The following is a 16,609-nucleotide window of genomic DNA, read 5'->3' as shown; positions in this document are numbered from 1 at the left end:
TAAATACTGAATTAAGTACATTAGCATTTTTCTAAATCCAAAAAATGGAAAATTACAGCATCATTATATTTATACTTGCCATCGTAATCGGATTATCTGTCTTTGCTGATAAAGCAAAACTTCCCTACCCTATTCTTCTTGTAATTGTTGGAATCGCCATTGGTTTTATTCCAACCATGACCGAAATCCAGATTAATCCCGAAATTATCTTTTTGATATTTCTGCCGCCATTATTATATGATGCTTCGTTTAATATTTCTCCAAAGGATTTTAAAACCAATCTCAATACCATCAGCACGCTGGCGATAACTTTAGTTTTTCTTACCACATTTTGGATTGCCGTAGTAGCTCATTATATGATCCCGAATATTACCTGGCCGCTGGCATTTGTACTTGGCGCCATACTTTCTGCAACCGACGCCGTTGCCGCTGTAAGCATTACTAAAGGACTGGGAATATCTCATAAAACCATTACAATTCTAGAAGGTGAAAGTTTAATAAACGATGCTTCTGCACTTGTTGCCTATCGCTTTGCTGTTGCAGCCGTAATGGGATCTGCTTTTGTAATCTGGAAAGCAACGCTGCAGTTTATCTTTTTATTAGGAGGCGGTTTTTTGGTAGGAATGGTGATTGCAAAAATCCTTGCTTTTATATTAAGTAAAGTACATAAAAACACCAATGTCACGATTAGCTTTATGCTATTAATGCCGTTTGTAGCCTACTTGGTAGCAGAACAATTTCACGTTTCAGGCGTAATTGCAGTAGTAGTTTCCGGACTGGCAATTGCCCGTTTCAGCAAAAAAATATTTCCGGAAAACTTAAAAAACAGTTCCAAAAGCCTTTGGGATATTATCATCTTTCTATTAAACGGATTAATCTTTATTTTAATTGGACTTAATGCCAGATATTTATTAAAAGATATCGATAATCACATGATTCTGCCATATCTCGGTTATGCTTTTATCATTACAATTGTAGCTTTGTTGATTAGAATGGTTAGGGTATTTCTCCAAAAAATCAATCTTCAAAAAGCATTTCAAAAAAACCGAGGCGGAAAAAGAAAAGTTAGTGAAGATGCGCTGTTAGACTTTAACAACAGTATTATTTTAGGCTGGTCCGGAATGCGCGGTATTGTATCTCTTGCCATTGCTATTGGACTTCCAAAATTTCTTGAAGACGGTACTCCTTTTCCCGAAAGAAATACGATTATTTTTATTTCTGTTGCAGTCGTGCTTTTTACGCTTATCGGGCAGGGACTTACGCTTCCGTGGATCGTTAAACGATTAAATGCTAAAAGTGAAAAAGAACAAAAACTAGAAGAAAATTTAAAATAAAAATAAAATATCGCTTCAAAATACAATACTATTTTACCTACATTAGCTTCATTAATTTTAACCAAAAACTTCTAATGAAAAAAGTAGTATTACTAGCGATTGCCTTTATTTTCTTTTCCAATTCTTACGCTCAAAAAACAGAATTAAGAGTTTCTTTAGATTCTGGACTTTCTGCTTTTGGCGGAAAAAGTGCAGAATCATCTTCGTTTATTTTAGATTCTGAAACCATAGGTTATGGATACACCAATAATCCTTATGGATCAAAAAATACGCTTTCTTATGGAGTTTCATTAAATTTGAAAAGAGTAACCAGAGTTAATTTTATATATGGTATAGGAGTTGGTTACGAAGATTTGCGAAGCAAAACTTCCTTGACCTCAGTATTTAAATATGAAGAAGCTGTTGCTGTTCCCGTTTCTGGCGAAACTTTCATGAATGTTAATACCATCAACGTAAACCCTTTTGCCGGATACCGTTTTAATGCAGATACATTTCCTATCGATTTAGTGGCAGGTCTTGATATTGCAAATATCCTAAGTACTAAAGAAAAAGGAGATGCAACTGATACAGATGGAAATAAATATACTACGTCTAGAGACAGAAAAACAATAAGTACAGATTTACGTCCAAGAATTCAAATCTCAACAGATTATAAAAAATTTGGTGTTTATGTAGGCTATTCTTTCGGATTAAAAAATTATCTTGATGGATATGTTGGCGGCACAAACGAAGCTTACTCAAAAATCTTCAGATTTGGTGTAACGTATCAAGTACTATAAAAAACTAAAAAACTCTGGAATATGAAAAATAGCATTGCAATTTATGGCGCTTACGGACACACGGGAAAATTTATTGTCGCTGAACTTTCCAGAAAAGGATATCAATTAATTCTTTCCGGAAGAGATGAGGAAAAGTTGCAGCAATTGAAAAGTCAATATCCAAATTCAACAATAAAAGCCGCAGATATTAGTGACGCTGAAAGTTTAGACAATGCTTTTTCTGAATCTGAAATTATTATAAACTGTGCAGGTCCATTTTTAGATACTGCAGAACCTATTATTGAATCTGCTTTAAGGTTAGGTATTCATTATATTGATTTAAGTGCCGAGCAAAAAGCAGTTTTAGATGTATTTGAAAATTATGCTGAAAAAGCCAAAGGCAAAATTTTAATAATTCCTGCCGTTGCATTCTATGGCGGTTTAGGCGATTTATTGAGTACGGCAATAACATACGATTGGGACAAAATTGACGAAATAAACATCTATATTGGCCTTGATTCCTGGTATCCCACAAAAGGAACCAGATTAACAGGCGATAGAAATCATTACACCAGATTAACATTAAAAAACAATAAATTACAAGAACTGGAACCAAGTGTTCCAATTGACTGGAATTTCCAAAATCCAATTGGAATTAAACAAGTTGTGAGTCTACCTCTCTCTGAAATTATTACCATTTCACGTCATTTAAATGTAAATACGATCAATACTTATTTGAGTCAAAATTCTTTAGACGATCTTAGAAATAAAGATACTCCTGAACCTGAACCTACTGACGAAAAGAACAGGTCATCGCAGCAGTTTTCTGTAGAAGTGGTTGCTGTAAAAGATAATATCAAAAGAAAAATTACAGCACAAGGACAAGATATTTATGCTGTAACTTCACCTTTAGTCGTAGAAACCGTAAACAGAATACTATCTGAAAAAACAGCTAAAACTGGTGTTACCGTTATTGGAGAAATTTTTGACACAGCAGATTTTTTAAAGTCTTTAAATGAAGATGACATCACAATTTCGGCTATAGAAGAATCTCATTTATAATTTTTCATTAAAAAAAGTATCCGTAAAGTCCTGTAAACACAAGGAATTTTAATTATTTTCAAATTTATTTCAAAAAAAATAAAATATTTTGTCCAATTCCGAAAGTTCGATTGTTATTAGAGTATAACATTAAAACTTTATACAAAATGGAAACAAGAATTAACATTCACGAAAAAGGACAAGACGCTTTAAAAACACTTTACGGAATTGGCGGTTATTTAAAAAAATCAACTTTAGAATCAGCTCTTTTAGAATTAGTTTTATTTAGAGTTTCACAAATAAACAGCTGCGCCTATTGCTTAGATATGCATTATAAAGATGCACGCCATAAAGGTGAAACTGAACAACGTTTATACGGATTAAGTGCATGGAGAGAAACCTCATATTACACAAATCGCGAAAGAGCTGCTTTTGCCTGGGCCGAAGCTGTAACAAAATGCGACGTGCCAGATTCAGTTTATAAAGAAGCAGTAAGCGAATTTAACGAACAGGAATTAATTGATTTAACCTTGGCAATTACAAACATTAACACTTGGAACCGCATCAACCTTGCATTTCCTAACGAACCGGGAACTTACAAAGTTGGGCAATTCGGTTAATCAAAATAATTATCGCATAAAAATATTGACATTAAAAAAATAATATCATGAACGAATTTGTATTAATATTTAGAAGAGATTATATCACTAAAGAAACACAGCCTTCTCCACAGGAATTACAGGATTCACTTAAGCTTTGGCAGGATTGGCTGGGCGGAATCGCTGCTCAGAACAAGTTAGCAAAACCTTTACAGCGCTGGGATGGTGAAGGCAAAATTGTTAAATCGAACAAAAGTGTAATCAACGGGCCTTATGCCGAAATTAAAGAAGCAATTGGCGGTTTGATTATAATAAAAGCGGCAGATTATGACGAAGCCGTAAGTATTGCAAACGGATGTCCGATTTTAGGATTGGGCGGAAATGTTGAAATTAGAATGGCCGTAACCGGAGCATAATAATCTTAAAAATAACTTCTTATTCTTTTAAAAAGGAATTTTATAAATGGAAGAAAGTCAGCTTTTACCCAATTTATTTAGAACAGAGTACCGAAAAATAGTTTCGGTACTCTGTTATTTATTCGGAATTGAAAACATCGAAATCGCCGAAGATATTACCAGCGATACTTTTCTCGCCGCAACAGAATTATGGAGCGTAAAAGGAATTCCGGAGAATCCAACGGCATGGCTTTATACCGTTGCAAAAAACAAAACAAAAAATTACTTAAAACGTGATACACTCTTCGAACAAAAAATTGCCGTCGAAGTAAAACACAATGCTAATAAGTCTGAAGAAATTGAAATTGATTTATCCAATAAAAATATCTTTGACAGTCAGTTAGCCATGATTTTTACAGTTTGTGATCCCATAAATTCTGCCGAAGCACAAATTGCATTGGCACTAAATCTGTTATGCGGATTTGGAATTCAGGAAATTGCAGACGGTTTTTTAACCAATAAAGAAGTCATTTACAAAAGAATTAACCGCGCCAAAGAAAAACTGAAAGAAGCCAATGTGAAAATTGAGCAGCCCAGCAATTCTGAAATCAACAACAGACTCGAAAATGTCTTAACAACCCTGTATTTACTATTTTCAGAAGGTTATTATTCAACGTCTCAAAATACAATTTTACGAAAAGACGTTTGTGCCGAAGCCATGCGTTTAACTTTTTTATTAATCGAAAATCCGGCAACAAACCTGCCACCCGTAAATGCATTACTTTCCTTAATGTGTTTTCATTCTTCAAGATTTGATGCCAGAACAAACAGCGATGGAGAAACGGTTTTATATCAAAATCAGGATGAAACACTCTGGAATCAGGAACTTATAGAAAAAGGCACTTATTTTCTCGGTAAAGCATCAACCGGAAACAAACTTACGAAATACCATCTCGAAGCCGGAATCGCATATTGGCATACTCAAAAAGAAGATTCTGCCCAAAAATGGGAAAACATATTACAGCTTTACAATCAATTATTAATTCTCGAATATTCGCCAATTGCAGCGCTCAACCGCACATTTGCTTTAGCCAAAACAAACGGAAAACAAACTGCCATTATTGAAGCAGAGAAATTACAATTAACCGACAATCATTTTTATTACTCTTTATTAGGAAACTTATATACAGATATTGACAATAAAAAAGCACTTGAACATTTCGAAAAAGCTTTGCAGCTTGCCAGTTCCGTTTCTGATAAAAACATCATCAAACAAAACATCGGTATACTAAAAATATAGTTTAATCCTCAATTTACTTTCTCAGTTCCATTCAGTTTTTATTTGTAATTTAGATTTCTTAAAATGTATGTTCAAAAAACAATTTCAGTACAGCATTTAAAAAATTATTAAATTACAAATACAAAAATGGCTTCATTTATTAAGGAAATCTCTTTTCGCTGGTCAGATCTTGACCCAAATTTTCACGTTCGTCATAGTGCTTATTACGATTTTGGTGCACAGCATCGTATCGAAATTCTCGAAGAACTTGGCTTGACATTACGAGTAATGCAAACGCAGGGTTTTGGTCCCGTTTTATTTAGGGAAGAATGTGTTTTTAGAAAAGAATTAAAACTTTCAGACAAAATATTTATTCATACCAAAACATCAAAAATGAAAGCCGATGCTTCGCGCTGGTCTATCATTCACGAATTTAGACGAGAAGATGATACACTTTGTGCCACCATTACAGTCGACGGTGCATGGATGGATACCAAACTTAGAAAACTGGCTTCTCCAACTCCCGAAATTGCAATTCAGGCTTTAAGCATTTTTCCAAAAAGTGATGATTTTGTTGGATTGTAAAACACAAAACAAATGAAATATTCTATAGCGTTTTTAATTTTTCTGGCTGTTTTTACAAGCTGTGAATCGCATAAATCCAAAAAGGAAATCGCAACTCCAAAAGAAACTGTTACAGCTTATTTAGCTGCAACAAATCATTTTGATTTTAAAGCTGCGAAAGAATTCGTGATTCTTAATAAAGAGAATTTAATGAATTTAGAAACCCTTAAAAAAATGGAAAAAAGCATTCCGGATGATCAAAAAGCAAGATTTCTGGATAAAGAAAAAGACGCTCAATATTTCGAAAAAGAAATTACAGATTCGACTGCCCAAATAGTTGTTTCTCCAAATCAGGATATTGCTATGCCAATAGAATTTAACCTGAAAAAAGTAGACAAAAAATGGTTAATCGAATCTGTAATTTTACATTAATACAAAAATTCTCAAAGCTATGATCGATTACTTAAAAGACTTTAGAATAGGAATTTTTATTGCTATTATAGCCATTACAACCATAATTTTAGGTTCGATAACAGATAAAGTACTTCGCTATTTTTTATACCGAAAATTAAGCGATAAGGAATATGATGTAACCGGATTTAAGTTTCTAAAACATTTTATTATCACTGTAATTTATATTTTGGGATTTGCTTTTGCCTTAATCCAAATTCCCGAATTTAAAATAATCGGACATTCCTTTTTAGCTGGTGCCGGCGTAATTTCTCTAGTTGCAGGTTTAGCTTCGCAACAGGCTTTGAGTAATATTGTGAGCGGAATATTCCTTGTGATTTTTAAGCCTTTTAGAATCAATGATAAAATCACCATAAATAATTTTGTCGGCACAGTTGAAGACATCAATTTGAGACAAGTTGTTTTAAAAGATGCAGAAAATAACAGAATTATAATTCCAAACTCCGTTATCAGCAATCAGATTATTGTCAATACTAATATGCACGATACCAAATGCTGTAAAATAATCGAAATAGGAATTGGCTATGAATCGAATGTCGAAAAAGCATTAGAAATAATGCAGGATGAAATCGCTAAACATCCGCTTTTTATTGACACCAGAACTGCCGAAAATAAAAAACAAAAAACGCCTTTGGTCGTAGCAAGAGTTGTGGCTTTGGCCGATTCGAGCGTAACACTAAAAGCTTGGGCTTGGGCAAAAAACTCTACAGACGGTTTTGTTATGTATTGCGATTTACTGCAAAGTATCAAAAAACGTTTTGACGAAGCAGAGATTGATATTCCGTATCCGCAAAGAGTTGTAACACTTAAAAAATAGTTTATAAACGACACTTCTCTCTTTTTTCTGATAATTTTAAGACTTTAATTTTTGCTTTTCAAAATGCATAGCGGTAAATTTATAATTCTTAATAAAAATGCATCAGAATGAAAATTATAAAACTCATCATATTAGTATTACCCTTATTTTGTTTTTCGCAAGAAGAAAAAATAAAGGCCTTAGATATCAATTTAAGTAATTATGAATATCCGTTTCCAGTTCAGTTTTTAGAATTGAATAATCAGCGCCAAAATTTAAAAATGGCGTATATAGATATTAAACCAGACAACTACAATAACAAAAACATTGTTTTACTTCACGGAAAAAATTTCAACGGCGCTTATTGGGAAACTACAATAAAAGCTTTGACGGCAGCAGGTTTCCGAGTTATTGTTCCGGATCAAATTGGTTTTGGGAAATCATCAAAACCAGAAAATTATCAATACTCATTTCAGCAATTTGCCGAAAATACCAAGAAATTACTGGATCATTTAGGCATTACAAAAACAACGATTCTAGGACATTCTATGGGCGGAATGTTAGCTACAAGATTTACTTTAATGTATCCTGAAACTGCCGAAAAATTAGTTCTCGAAAACCCAATTGGTTTAGAAGACTGGAAACTTGTCGTTCCTTACAAACCAGTCGATTGGTGGTATGAATCTGAATTAAAACAAAATTATCAGGCTATCAAAAAATACCAAATGGAAAATTATTACGACGGAAAATGGAATCCCGATTATAAAAAATGGGCCGAACTTTCTGCCGGTTGGACTTCTGCTCCAGATTATAATAAAGTGGCGTGGAACTCTGCTTTAATGTACGATATGATTTTTACACAGCCTGTTTTATACGAATTCAAAAACATCAAAAGTCCAACGCTTTTAATCATCGGAACAAGAGATAAAACTGCAATAGGAAAACCTTTAGTTTCTGAAGAAATTCGAAAAACAATGGGAAATTATGCTGAATTGGGCAAAAAAACTCAAAAAGCAATTCCGAATTCAAAATTGGTTGAAGTTCCCAATACCGGACATTTACCACACATAGAATCTTTCGATCAATTTATAAAACCATTAATCGTATTTTTGAAATAATATATTTTTGGTTTGCCACAAATTATATTTTTATTCGCCACGAATTTCACTAATTTACACTAATTTTTATTTACATAATGCTGAAAAAATAATTCGTGAAAATTCGTGTAATTCGTGGCAAACATTAACTAACTAATAATCTAAAAATTAAATAATATGTTTACAATCGACCAAATCAAAGAAGCGCATGCTAAAGTAAAAAGCGGAGCTGATTTTCCAAATTATATACAAGACTTAATCATTCTAGGCGTAAAAGGTTACGACACTTTTGTGAATGACGGACACGTTGAATATTATGGTGTTAATGGTTATTCTGTTACATCTGATGAAAAATACAATCCAATTTCGATTGCTGTAAGTGTCAACAAAGAACTTTTTATCGAGTTTTTAGTAAAACACCAGAACGGTGAAACAGATTATCTTACTTTTTGCAATCATGCAGGACAATGCGGAATTGCAAAATGGAGAGTTGATATTATCGAAATGACCTGTACTTATTTTGACAGCGCAGAAAACGAAATTTTAATTGAAAAAATTCCAGGTTAATCTAAAAAATCGATGGCAAATTTAAATCCAATTTATTCGCTGACTAAAAAAGCTGTTTTAGTATTGCTTTTTTTAGCAAGCTTTTCAGGCTTTTCTCAGCATAAAAAAGAAAAATCAAAATTTAAAGTAATTGCTTTTTACACCGCAAAAAATGATCAGGCACACATAAGTTTTGTGCATGAAGCCAACAAATGGTTCCCAAAAGCAGCCGAAGAAAATCATTTTGTTTACGACTCTACAGATAACTGGAACAATCTAAACGCAAAATTTTTAGCCAATTATCAGGTTGTTTTATTTTTAGATACAAGGCCAGAAACTCCGGAACAGCGTGAAGCTTTTCAAAAATATATGGAAAACGGCGGCGGTTTTATGGGATTTCATTTTTCGGCCTTTGCTTTAAACAATTCGAGTTATCCTCAAAATTGGGATTGGTATCATAATACCTTTTTAGGTTCGGGAGAATACGGAAGTAATACATGGCGCCCGACATCGGCAGTTTTAAGAGTTGAAAACCAGCATCCGGCAGTCAAAAATCTGCCTAAAACATTTACATCAGCACCAAACGAATGGTACAGATGGAGCAACGATCTTAGAAAAAATCCGGACATAAAAATTCTTCTCGCAATTGACGAAAGTAGTTTCCCTTTAGGAACCGGACCAAAAGCACATGAAATTTGGCATGAAGGCTATTACCCTGTAGTTTGGACAAACAAAAACTACAAAATGCTGTATGTCAATATGGGACACAATGATATTGATTATGAAGGCGGAACTAACAAAACGCTTTCATACACTTTTGAAAATAAAAACGAAAGCAAATTCATTCTTGATGCATTGCTTTGGTTAGGAACTTCTAAAAAATAAATGGATTAAAAATGTCTAAACTTTCACCCATTATAAACGCTGAAGAATTAGTAAAACTTAATTCCTCAGAAATCATTTTAATCGATGCCAGAGCAGGAATTAATGCCGAGGAAAATTACAAAGCAGAACATTTAAAAGGTGCTCGTTATGTCGATTTAAACAAAGATTTAGCAACAGTCGACTGCAATCCGAAAAATGGCGGAAGACATCCGCTTCCATCTTTAGAAAAATTTTCAGAAGTACTTTCAAAAACAGGAATTTCACCAGAAACTCATGTTGTCATTTATGATGATAAAAATGGCTCAAATGCCGCTGCGAGATTTTGGTGGATGCTAAAAGCCGTAAATCATGAAAAAGTTCAGGTTTTAAATGGAGGCTTACAAGAAGCTGTAAAAATTGGTTTTCCTATAAGTTCAGAAATAGAAAATTTTGAAAAAACAGAAAATTATCCAATTTCAAAATGGAATTTAAAAACGGCTGCTATTGAAGAAATCGAAAAAGCCCGAAATAACAGCGAAAATATCGTAATCGATGTAAGGGATAAAAATCGTTTTGACGGGCTTACAGAACCTTTAGATTTAATCGCCGGACATATTCCCGGAGCGGTAAATGTTCCGTTTAGTGAAAATCTTGACGAAAATGGTCTTTTCAAATCTCCTGAAGTTTTATCCAAAAAATATGAAGAAGTTTTAAATAATAAAACGTCAGAAAATGTAATTGTACATTGCGGTTCGGGCGTTACGGCTTGTCATACTTTATTAGCTTTGGATTATGCAGGAATAGAAATTCCAAAACTTTACGTAGGTTCCTGGAGCGAATGGTCAAGAAATGACCGCGAAATGGCAACGAAAAAATTAGAATAAACTATATTTTTTTTGCCACAGATTAAAAGGATTAAAAAGATTAATCATTTAAATCTGTGTAATCTGTGGCAAAAAAATAATACAATCAATATAAAAATACCACAATGCAACATTGGGATATACTTTTATCTAATCAGGTAAATAAAAAAGCATTCATAGACAGTTTACTTAATGGAGAAGCAAAAGGAGAATTAGCCGTTTTTAATACTCAAAAAGGGATTTTATTCTCAGACATTGCAATTGAAAAATTCATCGAAAAAGAATACCAATACGACAGCGTAGAAGCATCTCCAGAATCACACAGACAATTACGCACATTTTCATCTGGAGAACGTAAAAAAGAGTTTTTAAAATACTGCATTAATCAAAAACCGGATTTTATCATTTTCGATAATCCGTTTGATCATTTAGATCAGGCTTCGAGAGTAATTTTAGCCGATTCGTTAAAAGATTTAACTACCGAAATCGCTATTATCCAGCTGCTAAATCGTGTTGTTGATGTTTTGGCGTTTGTTCCGAATAAAGCACAGATAAACGATAATACATTTGAATTACATCCAATTTCAAAAACCGAAAGTCATTTTAAAACCTTAAATACATCGGCAATTCCAAAAGCAATTGAACCGCATTCTTTCCACGAAAGTGTATTAATAAAACTGGAAAATGTTTCGGTTAGTTATGACGAAAGAAAAATTCTCGACAATATTTCATGGACAATTAAACAAGGCGAATTCTGGCAGTTAATTGGCCCAAACGGTTCTGGAAAAAGCACGATTTTATCTTTAATTACAGGCGATAATCCAAAAGGATTTGGTCAGGATTTATTTTTATTCGGAAGAAAAAAAGGAAGTGGAGAAAGCGTTTGGGACATCAAAAAACAAATCGGAATCTTCACAACATCTATGACCGATTTATTTCAAAAAGGACACACTCTTGAAGAAATGATTCTTTCCGGGTTTTTCGATTCCATCGGACTTTATATTGAACCAACAACGCATCAAAAACAAATTGTTTCGCAATGGCTTGAAGTTATTGAAATGACACATTTAAGAAAAAAACGTTTCATTGATCTTTCTATCGGTCAGCAAAGAGTGGCGTTAATTGTTCGTGCCGTTTTAAAACATCCGCCCTTATTAATTTTAGACGAACCTGTAGAAGGTCTGGACGACGAAAATGTAGATTTGGTAATTCAGCTTATCAACACCATAAAACAAGAAACAAACGTTACAATTCTGTACGTTTCGCATAGAATAGAACAAGGCCTCGCTCCTACTTCTGTTTTCGAACTTCTACCAAATCCAACGGGATCAATCGGTAAAATAAAATATCATTCAGAATTAAATTAAAAAAGATTGCCAATAGCATTATAGCACAAAGTATATCTGTAGAGGCGCACTGCAGTGCGTCTCCGCAACGAATATCCACAATACGTTAGACGCACTGCAGTGCGTCTCTACAGAAAATTGGAACGATGATAAAATTATAGTGTTGAGCTTAATTTTCTTTTTAAGAATATTAAGTTTATTGAGACTCACGCTTAATTAACTTAATATCTTAATGGTAAAATAAAAAAAGCCCAAGTTGGAGCTTTTTCTATATTCTTTAATCTATCCTCTATTTTCTAAAAAATTAATTCTCTTCATCTTCCGTATTATGCGATTTCACGTAATTGCGCCATTTTTCAATACAATCCTGAAAATCCTGCGGTAACTCCGTATCAAAACGCATCATTTCTCCCGTATTTGGGTGAACGAATCCAAGCGTTTTAGCATGCAGTGCCTGACGTGGCAAAGCTTTAAAACAATTCTCTATAAACTGTTTGTATTTTGTAAACGTAGTTCCTTTTAAAATCAAATGTCCGCCATAACGTTCGTCATTAAATAACGGATGTCCGATATGTTTCATGTGCGCACGAATTTGGTGCGTTCTTCCAGTTTCCAGTTTGCAGGAAATCAAAGTCACATAACCAAAACGTTCTAAAACTTTATAATGTGTAATGGCAGGTTTACCTATTTCAGGATCAGCAAAAACGGCCATTTGCATGCGGTCTTTTAAATGCCTTGCAAGGTTTCCTTCAATTGTTCCGCTTTCTGCCGCAACATTTCCCCACACAAGCGCAATATATTCACGCTCTGTAGTTTTAGCTTCAAATTGTTTCGCCAAATGCGTCATTGCCGCTTCTGTTTTGGCAACAACCAAAAGTCCAGAAGTATCTTTATCAATTCTATGCACTAAACCAGGACGCTCGCTGCTGTTCATTGGCAGATTATCAAAATGATGTGCCAAGGCATTTACCAAAGTTCCGGTATAATTTCCGTGACCCGGATGCACCACCATTCCCGGCTCTTTATTGATTAATAAAAAGGCGTCATCTTCATACACAATATTAATCGGAAGGTCTTCCGGCAGAATATGGTTTTCATACGGCGGATGCGATAACATAACCGTAATCACATCAAAAGGTTTTACTTTATAGTTTGATTTTACCGGAATATCATTTACAAAAATATTTCCGTCGGATGCTGCGTTCTGAATTTTGTTACGCGTAGCATTCTGAATCAAATTCAGCAAATATTTGTCAATACGTAAAAACGCCTGACCTTTTGGTACTTCAAATCTGTAATGTTCGAATAATTCGTCTTCCAGATCTAAATTTTCTTCAATATTATTGTTCATCTTTTGGGGTTTCTTCAGGCACTGCTGTACTATCTGCTGCCTGACTGTCATCTACATAACTCGCTTTTCCGTCACCTAAAACCAAATCAATTTTAGACGCTTTCAAAACACGGTCTCCTACTTTTAAATTTCTGCCTTTTAAACGCATTTCTAAAACCATATCTTTTCCAAGATTCGGGATATAAGTAATTGTTCCCGGCTCAAGTCCTAAAGCTTTTAAAGTTGGCACCGCTTCACGATATGTTTTTTCAATTAAATCAGGAATTTTCACAGACGAAAATCCCGAAGAATTAATTTTAATATATATTTTTCTTCCTACTTTAACTTTAGTTCCCGGCAGCGGATCCTGCTCTACAACACTATATTTCGGAAATTCACTTCGGTAATCAACACTATCCAAAAGCACATAATCTAAATCCAGCTCATCCAGTTTTTCTTCAACTTGTTCTTCAGTCAGTCTGGCTAAATTAGGAACAGCAATTTCGTGTCCGTGATCAGTTGTAAAAGTCAACCAATGCATAAACAAATAAACCAAAACCGCAACAATAGCAGCCGCACTTAATACCTGCAAGAAAAACACTCGGCTAGTTAAATACTTACGTAAACTCATAAATTTATTTTTAGTTGTCGCAAAGATAAAGTATTTCATTTCAAAAAAAATGATAATTTTGTTTAAAACAATAAACTCCTCAATTAGGCAGATAACCCTAGTGAATGCTGGATGTAGTTGGCACAAGGATTTTACAGATGTAAACAGATTTGAAAAAAATAATTCGTGAAATTCGTGACAAAAAACCTGAAACCTGAAACAAAGAAAACCTGAAACAAAATATAAAACAAAACATATAAATGAAAAACATTGCCATCATCATGGGCGGATATTCAAGCGAATACAAAATCTCGCTTATCAGCGGAAACGTTGTTTACCAATATCTTGACAAAACAAAATACAACGGATTCCGTGTTCATATTTTTAAAGAAAAATGGGTTTATGTAGACGCAAACGACGCCGAATTCCCAATTGACAGAAATGATTTTTCTGTTACGGTAAATGGAGAAAAAATCACATTTGACTGTGTTTTCAACGCCATTCACGGAACTCCGGGCGAAGATGGATTAATGCAGGCTTATTTTGAATTATTAGGTATTCCGCAATCGTCTTGCGATTATTACCAATCGGCATTGACTTTCAACAAAAGAGACTTATTATCTGTTTTAAAACCATACGGAATCAAAACGGCAATTTCTTATTATTTGAATAAAGGAGACGAAATCAATACTGCCGAAATCGTTAAAAAAGTAGGCCTGCCATGTTTTGTAAAACCAAACAAAGCGGGTTCAAGTTTTGGAATTTCAAAAGTAAAAAGCGAAGCTGAACTTCCTATCGCAATTGAAGTAGCGTATAAAGAAGATAACGAAATTATCATTGAAAGTTTCCTTGATGGAACCGAAGTTTCTGTAGGTGTAATTAATTACAAAGGAGAAGTTATCGTTTTACCAATTACCGAAATTGTATCAGACAATGATTTCTTCGATTACGAAGCTAAATACGAAGGAAAATCACAAGAAATCACACCAGCCAGAATCTCTGACGAGTTGACAAAAAAAGTGGGAGAAACAGCAAAACGTGCCTACGAAGTTTTAAAAATGAAAGGATTTTCAAGAAGCGAATTCATCATTGTAGACAACGAACCATACATGCTGGAAATGAACACAATTCCGGGTTTAACAACCGAAAGTTTGATTCCGCAGCAAGCAAAAGCAGCCGGAATTTCTCTGGAAGAATTATTTACAAATGCGATTGAACTAGCTTTGGCATAGTTCCTAAGATACTAAGGTGCTAAGTTTCTAAGATCTTAGCACCTTTATTTTTTAATTTATACAACTGTCAGACTGAGCGAAGTCGAAGTCCTTCTCAAGAAATCTCCAAAAAACTTAGTAACTTAGAATCTCAGAACCTTAGCACCTAAAAAAATGAAAGAAATCTTCGAATGGAATAGACTATTTTTTAATGAACTGCCACAAGTTTTTCTTTTGGAAGTAATATTTCGTTCAACAGTAATGTTTACCATTTTACTGCTAACGTTAAAACTGGCCGGTAAAAGAGGTGTAAAACAATTATCGATTTTCGAAACCGTAATTATCATTGCATTAGGTTCTGCTGCCGGCGATCCAATGTTTTATGAAGATGTTGGAATTGCACCTGCAGCCATTGTATTTTTAGTTATTATCATTTTGTATCGTTCTGTAACATGGCTTACCGGAAAAAGCAAAAAATTTGAAGAGTTTATAGAAGGCAAAACCGAATGCTTAATTAACGATGGAAAATTTTCTATAACGAGTTTTAAAAAAGAAACTTTGGCACAAGACGAATTTTTCTCAGAACTTCGCGTAAAATCAATCGAACATTTAGGACAGGTAAAACATGCCTTTATTGAACCAAGCGGCGAAATAAGTGTATTTTTCTATGAAGAAAAAGATGTAAAATACGGCTTACCTATTTTACCGGCTTTGTTCAATAAAAAAAGTAAAATAATTTCAACAGACGGAATTTACGCCTGCACTTTCTGTGGTCATACACAAGAAGTTAAAAAAGGAACCACAAACTGCGAAATCTGTAAAAAAGACGAATGGGTTTCGGCAATAAAAACACTTAGAATCACGTAAAATAAATTCCAATCCCGAAGTTTCGGGATAAATTCCAAATTCCAAAAAAACTAAGATTTAGCATAATCCAATTAAAACTTAGAATCTTAGTAACTCAGAACCTTAGAACCTCAAAAAAATGAGAAAAGCAATATTTCCGGGCTCTTTTGACCCTATAACACTTGGACACGAAGATATTATCAAAAGAGGGATTTCTTTATTTGATGAAATCGTAATTGCCATTGGTGTCAACGCCGAAAAAAAATACATGTTTTCACTAGAAGAAAGAAAACGCTTTATTGAAGAAACCTTTAAAGACGAACCCAAAATTTCGGTTATAACTTACGAAGGATTAACCATAGATTTAGCAAAAAAACTAAAAGCAAATTTCATTTTAAGAGGCTTGCGCAACCCTGCCGATTTCGAATTTGAAAAAGCTATTGCACATACTAACAGACGTCTTTCTAAAATCGAAACGGTATTTTTATTGACTGCTGCAAAAACGTCTTATATCAGTTCGAGTATCGTTCGTGATGTATTACGAAATGGCGGTGAATATGAATTATTGGTTCCGGATGCGGTTAGGGTAAAAAAATAATTACATCTGCAAAGTCATTGCGAGGAACGAAGCAAACACACTATAGTTTTCACTCTGCTAA

At 34.0% G+C, this 16,609-nt stretch carries 19 protein-coding genes; 17 read left to right on the top strand and 2 right to left on the bottom strand.

Features of this window, described 5'->3' with window-relative positions; translation table 11 throughout:
- Positions 1-44: 44 nt before the first annotated feature.
- From APR43_RS11395 to APR43_RS11330, 14 genes are all read left to right on the top strand, one after another.
- Entirely contained in the window at positions 45-1,334 is a 1,290-nt protein-coding gene (locus APR43_RS11395) for a Na+/H+ antiporter (RefSeq protein ID WP_053473508.1), read from the top strand.
- Positions 1,335-1,408: 74 nt separating this feature from the next.
- On the top strand, positions 1,409-2,113 hold the full coding sequence (locus APR43_RS11390) for an outer membrane beta-barrel protein (protein WP_053473509.1): 705 nt from the start codon (positions 1,409-1,411) through the stop codon (positions 2,111-2,113).
- Between the two features lie 21 nt (positions 2,114-2,134).
- Positions 2,135-3,154, top strand: coding sequence for a saccharopine dehydrogenase family protein (locus tag APR43_RS11385; RefSeq protein ID WP_053473510.1), 1,020 nt, complete (start codon positions 2,135-2,137; stop codon positions 3,152-3,154).
- Positions 3,155-3,300: 146 nt separating this feature from the next.
- Positions 3,301-3,753, top strand: a complete 453-nt coding sequence (locus tag APR43_RS11380; protein ID WP_053473511.1) for a carboxymuconolactone decarboxylase family protein — start codon at positions 3,301-3,303, stop codon at positions 3,751-3,753.
- A gap of 47 nt (positions 3,754-3,800) precedes the next feature.
- Complete coding sequence (locus APR43_RS11375; RefSeq protein WP_053473512.1) at positions 3,801-4,148, top strand: YciI family protein; 348 nt, start codon at positions 3,801-3,803, stop codon at positions 4,146-4,148.
- A 46-nt stretch (positions 4,149-4,194) separates the two neighbouring features.
- A complete protein-coding gene (locus APR43_RS11370) occupies positions 4,195-5,427 on the top strand; it encodes an RNA polymerase sigma factor (protein WP_053473513.1) in 1,233 nt (410 codons plus the stop codon).
- Between the two features lie 126 nt (positions 5,428-5,553).
- Entirely contained in the window at positions 5,554-5,991 is a 438-nt protein-coding gene (locus tag APR43_RS11365) for an acyl-CoA thioesterase (RefSeq protein ID WP_053473514.1), read from the top strand.
- Between the two features lie 12 nt (positions 5,992-6,003).
- Positions 6,004-6,402, top strand: coding sequence for a hypothetical protein (locus APR43_RS11360; RefSeq protein ID WP_053473515.1), 399 nt, complete (start codon positions 6,004-6,006; stop codon positions 6,400-6,402).
- Between the two features lie 19 nt (positions 6,403-6,421).
- Positions 6,422-7,258: a mechanosensitive ion channel family protein gene (locus tag APR43_RS11355; RefSeq protein WP_053473516.1), complete on the top strand. Its 837-nt coding sequence runs from the start codon at positions 6,422-6,424 to the stop codon at positions 7,256-7,258.
- A gap of 107 nt (positions 7,259-7,365) precedes the next feature.
- The gene (locus tag APR43_RS11350) at positions 7,366-8,355 is read left to right on the top strand and encodes an alpha/beta fold hydrolase (protein ID WP_053473517.1); all 990 of its coding nucleotides are present in this window, start codon (positions 7,366-7,368) and stop codon (positions 8,353-8,355) included.
- Positions 8,356-8,511: 156 nt separating this feature from the next.
- On the top strand, positions 8,512-8,901 hold the full coding sequence (locus APR43_RS11345; RefSeq protein ID WP_053473518.1) for a DUF1398 domain-containing protein: 390 nt from the start codon (positions 8,512-8,514) through the stop codon (positions 8,899-8,901).
- A gap of 12 nt (positions 8,902-8,913) precedes the next feature.
- A complete protein-coding gene (locus APR43_RS11340; RefSeq protein WP_082356464.1) occupies positions 8,914-9,765 on the top strand; it encodes a ThuA domain-containing protein in 852 nt (283 codons plus the stop codon).
- Between the two features lie 11 nt (positions 9,766-9,776).
- Complete coding sequence (locus tag APR43_RS11335; RefSeq protein WP_053473519.1) at positions 9,777-10,628, top strand: sulfurtransferase; 852 nt, start codon at positions 9,777-9,779, stop codon at positions 10,626-10,628.
- A 104-nt stretch (positions 10,629-10,732) separates the two neighbouring features.
- Positions 10,733-11,974: an ATP-binding cassette domain-containing protein gene (locus APR43_RS11330; RefSeq protein WP_053473520.1), complete on the top strand. Its 1,242-nt coding sequence runs from the start codon at positions 10,733-10,735 to the stop codon at positions 11,972-11,974.
- Positions 11,975-12,257: 283 nt separating this feature from the next.
- Here APR43_RS11330 and APR43_RS11325 read toward each other — a convergent pair whose 3' ends face one another.
- Positions 12,258-13,304: an RluA family pseudouridine synthase gene (locus tag APR43_RS11325; RefSeq protein ID WP_053473521.1), complete on the bottom strand. Its 1,047-nt coding sequence runs from the start codon at positions 13,302-13,304 to the stop codon at positions 12,258-12,260.
- Positions 13,294-13,914, bottom strand: coding sequence for a PASTA domain-containing protein (locus APR43_RS11320; RefSeq protein ID WP_053473522.1), 621 nt, complete (start codon positions 13,912-13,914; stop codon positions 13,294-13,296). The genes APR43_RS11325 and APR43_RS11320 overlap by 11 nt, the downstream gene beginning before the upstream one ends.
- 239 nt (positions 13,915-14,153) lie before the next feature.
- Here APR43_RS11320 and APR43_RS11315 point away from each other — a divergent pair, with 239 nt between their 5' ends.
- From APR43_RS11315 to coaD, 3 genes are all read left to right on the top strand, one after another.
- Entirely contained in the window at positions 14,154-15,125 is a 972-nt protein-coding gene (locus APR43_RS11315) for a D-alanine--D-alanine ligase (RefSeq protein WP_053473523.1), read from the top strand.
- A 153-nt stretch (positions 15,126-15,278) separates the two neighbouring features.
- The gene (locus tag APR43_RS11310; protein WP_053473524.1) at positions 15,279-15,971 is read left to right on the top strand and encodes a DUF421 domain-containing protein; all 693 of its coding nucleotides are present in this window, start codon (positions 15,279-15,281) and stop codon (positions 15,969-15,971) included.
- 118 nt (positions 15,972-16,089) lie between these two features.
- A complete protein-coding gene (gene coaD / locus APR43_RS11305) occupies positions 16,090-16,548 on the top strand; it encodes a pantetheine-phosphate adenylyltransferase (protein WP_053473525.1) in 459 nt (152 codons plus the stop codon).
- The last annotated feature ends 61 nt before the right edge of the window (positions 16,549-16,609 follow it).

Origin of the sequence: Flavobacterium sp. NLM (assembly GCF_002210235.1) — a bacterium.
Classification (GTDB): Bacteria; Bacteroidota; Bacteroidia; order Flavobacteriales; family Flavobacteriaceae; genus Flavobacterium; species Flavobacterium panici.
The sequence above is the reverse complement of the archived record's forward strand: the minus strand, read 5'-3'. Positions and strand labels throughout refer to the sequence as shown.

What these genes read in the sequence shown, in the direction of transcription:
- APR43_RS11345 (WP_053473518.1), top strand. Translation starts at nt 8,512, where the DNA reads ATGTTTACAATCGACCAAATCAAAGAAGCGCATGCTAAAGTAAAAAGC.
- APR43_RS11365 (WP_053473514.1), top strand. Translation starts at nt 5,554, where the DNA reads ATGGCTTCATTTATTAAGGAAATCTCTTTTCGCTGGTCAGATCTTGAC.
- APR43_RS11395 (WP_053473508.1), top strand. Translation starts at nt 45, where the DNA reads ATGGAAAATTACAGCATCATTATATTTATACTTGCCATCGTAATCGGA.
- APR43_RS11335 (WP_053473519.1), top strand. Translation starts at nt 9,777, where the DNA reads ATGTCTAAACTTTCACCCATTATAAACGCTGAAGAATTAGTAAAACTT.
- APR43_RS11315 (WP_053473523.1), top strand. Translation starts at nt 14,154, where the DNA reads ATGAAAAACATTGCCATCATCATGGGCGGATATTCAAGCGAATACAAA.
- APR43_RS11385 (WP_053473510.1), top strand. Translation starts at nt 2,135, where the DNA reads ATGAAAAATAGCATTGCAATTTATGGCGCTTACGGACACACGGGAAAA.
- APR43_RS11370 (WP_053473513.1), top strand. Translation starts at nt 4,195, where the DNA reads ATGGAAGAAAGTCAGCTTTTACCCAATTTATTTAGAACAGAGTACCGA.
- APR43_RS11310 (WP_053473524.1), top strand. Translation starts at nt 15,279, where the DNA reads ATGAAAGAAATCTTCGAATGGAATAGACTATTTTTTAATGAACTGCCA.
- coaD (WP_053473525.1), top strand. Translation starts at nt 16,090, where the DNA reads ATGAGAAAAGCAATATTTCCGGGCTCTTTTGACCCTATAACACTTGGA.
- APR43_RS11320 (WP_053473522.1), bottom strand. Translation starts at nt 13,914, where the DNA reads ATGAGTTTACGTAAGTATTTAACTAGCCGAGTGTTTTTCTTGCAGGTA.
- APR43_RS11350 (WP_053473517.1), top strand. Translation starts at nt 7,366, where the DNA reads ATGAAAATTATAAAACTCATCATATTAGTATTACCCTTATTTTGTTTT.
- APR43_RS11340 (WP_082356464.1), top strand. Translation starts at nt 8,914, where the DNA reads ATGGCAAATTTAAATCCAATTTATTCGCTGACTAAAAAAGCTGTTTTA.
- APR43_RS11380 (WP_053473511.1), top strand. Translation starts at nt 3,301, where the DNA reads ATGGAAACAAGAATTAACATTCACGAAAAAGGACAAGACGCTTTAAAA.
- APR43_RS11355 (WP_053473516.1), top strand. Translation starts at nt 6,422, where the DNA reads ATGATCGATTACTTAAAAGACTTTAGAATAGGAATTTTTATTGCTATT.
- APR43_RS11360 (WP_053473515.1), top strand. Translation starts at nt 6,004, where the DNA reads ATGAAATATTCTATAGCGTTTTTAATTTTTCTGGCTGTTTTTACAAGC.
- APR43_RS11375 (WP_053473512.1), top strand. Translation starts at nt 3,801, where the DNA reads ATGAACGAATTTGTATTAATATTTAGAAGAGATTATATCACTAAAGAA.
- APR43_RS11330 (WP_053473520.1), top strand. Translation starts at nt 10,733, where the DNA reads ATGCAACATTGGGATATACTTTTATCTAATCAGGTAAATAAAAAAGCA.
- APR43_RS11390 (WP_053473509.1), top strand. Translation starts at nt 1,409, where the DNA reads ATGAAAAAAGTAGTATTACTAGCGATTGCCTTTATTTTCTTTTCCAAT.
- APR43_RS11325 (WP_053473521.1), bottom strand. Translation starts at nt 13,304, where the DNA reads ATGAACAATAATATTGAAGAAAATTTAGATCTGGAAGACGAATTATTC.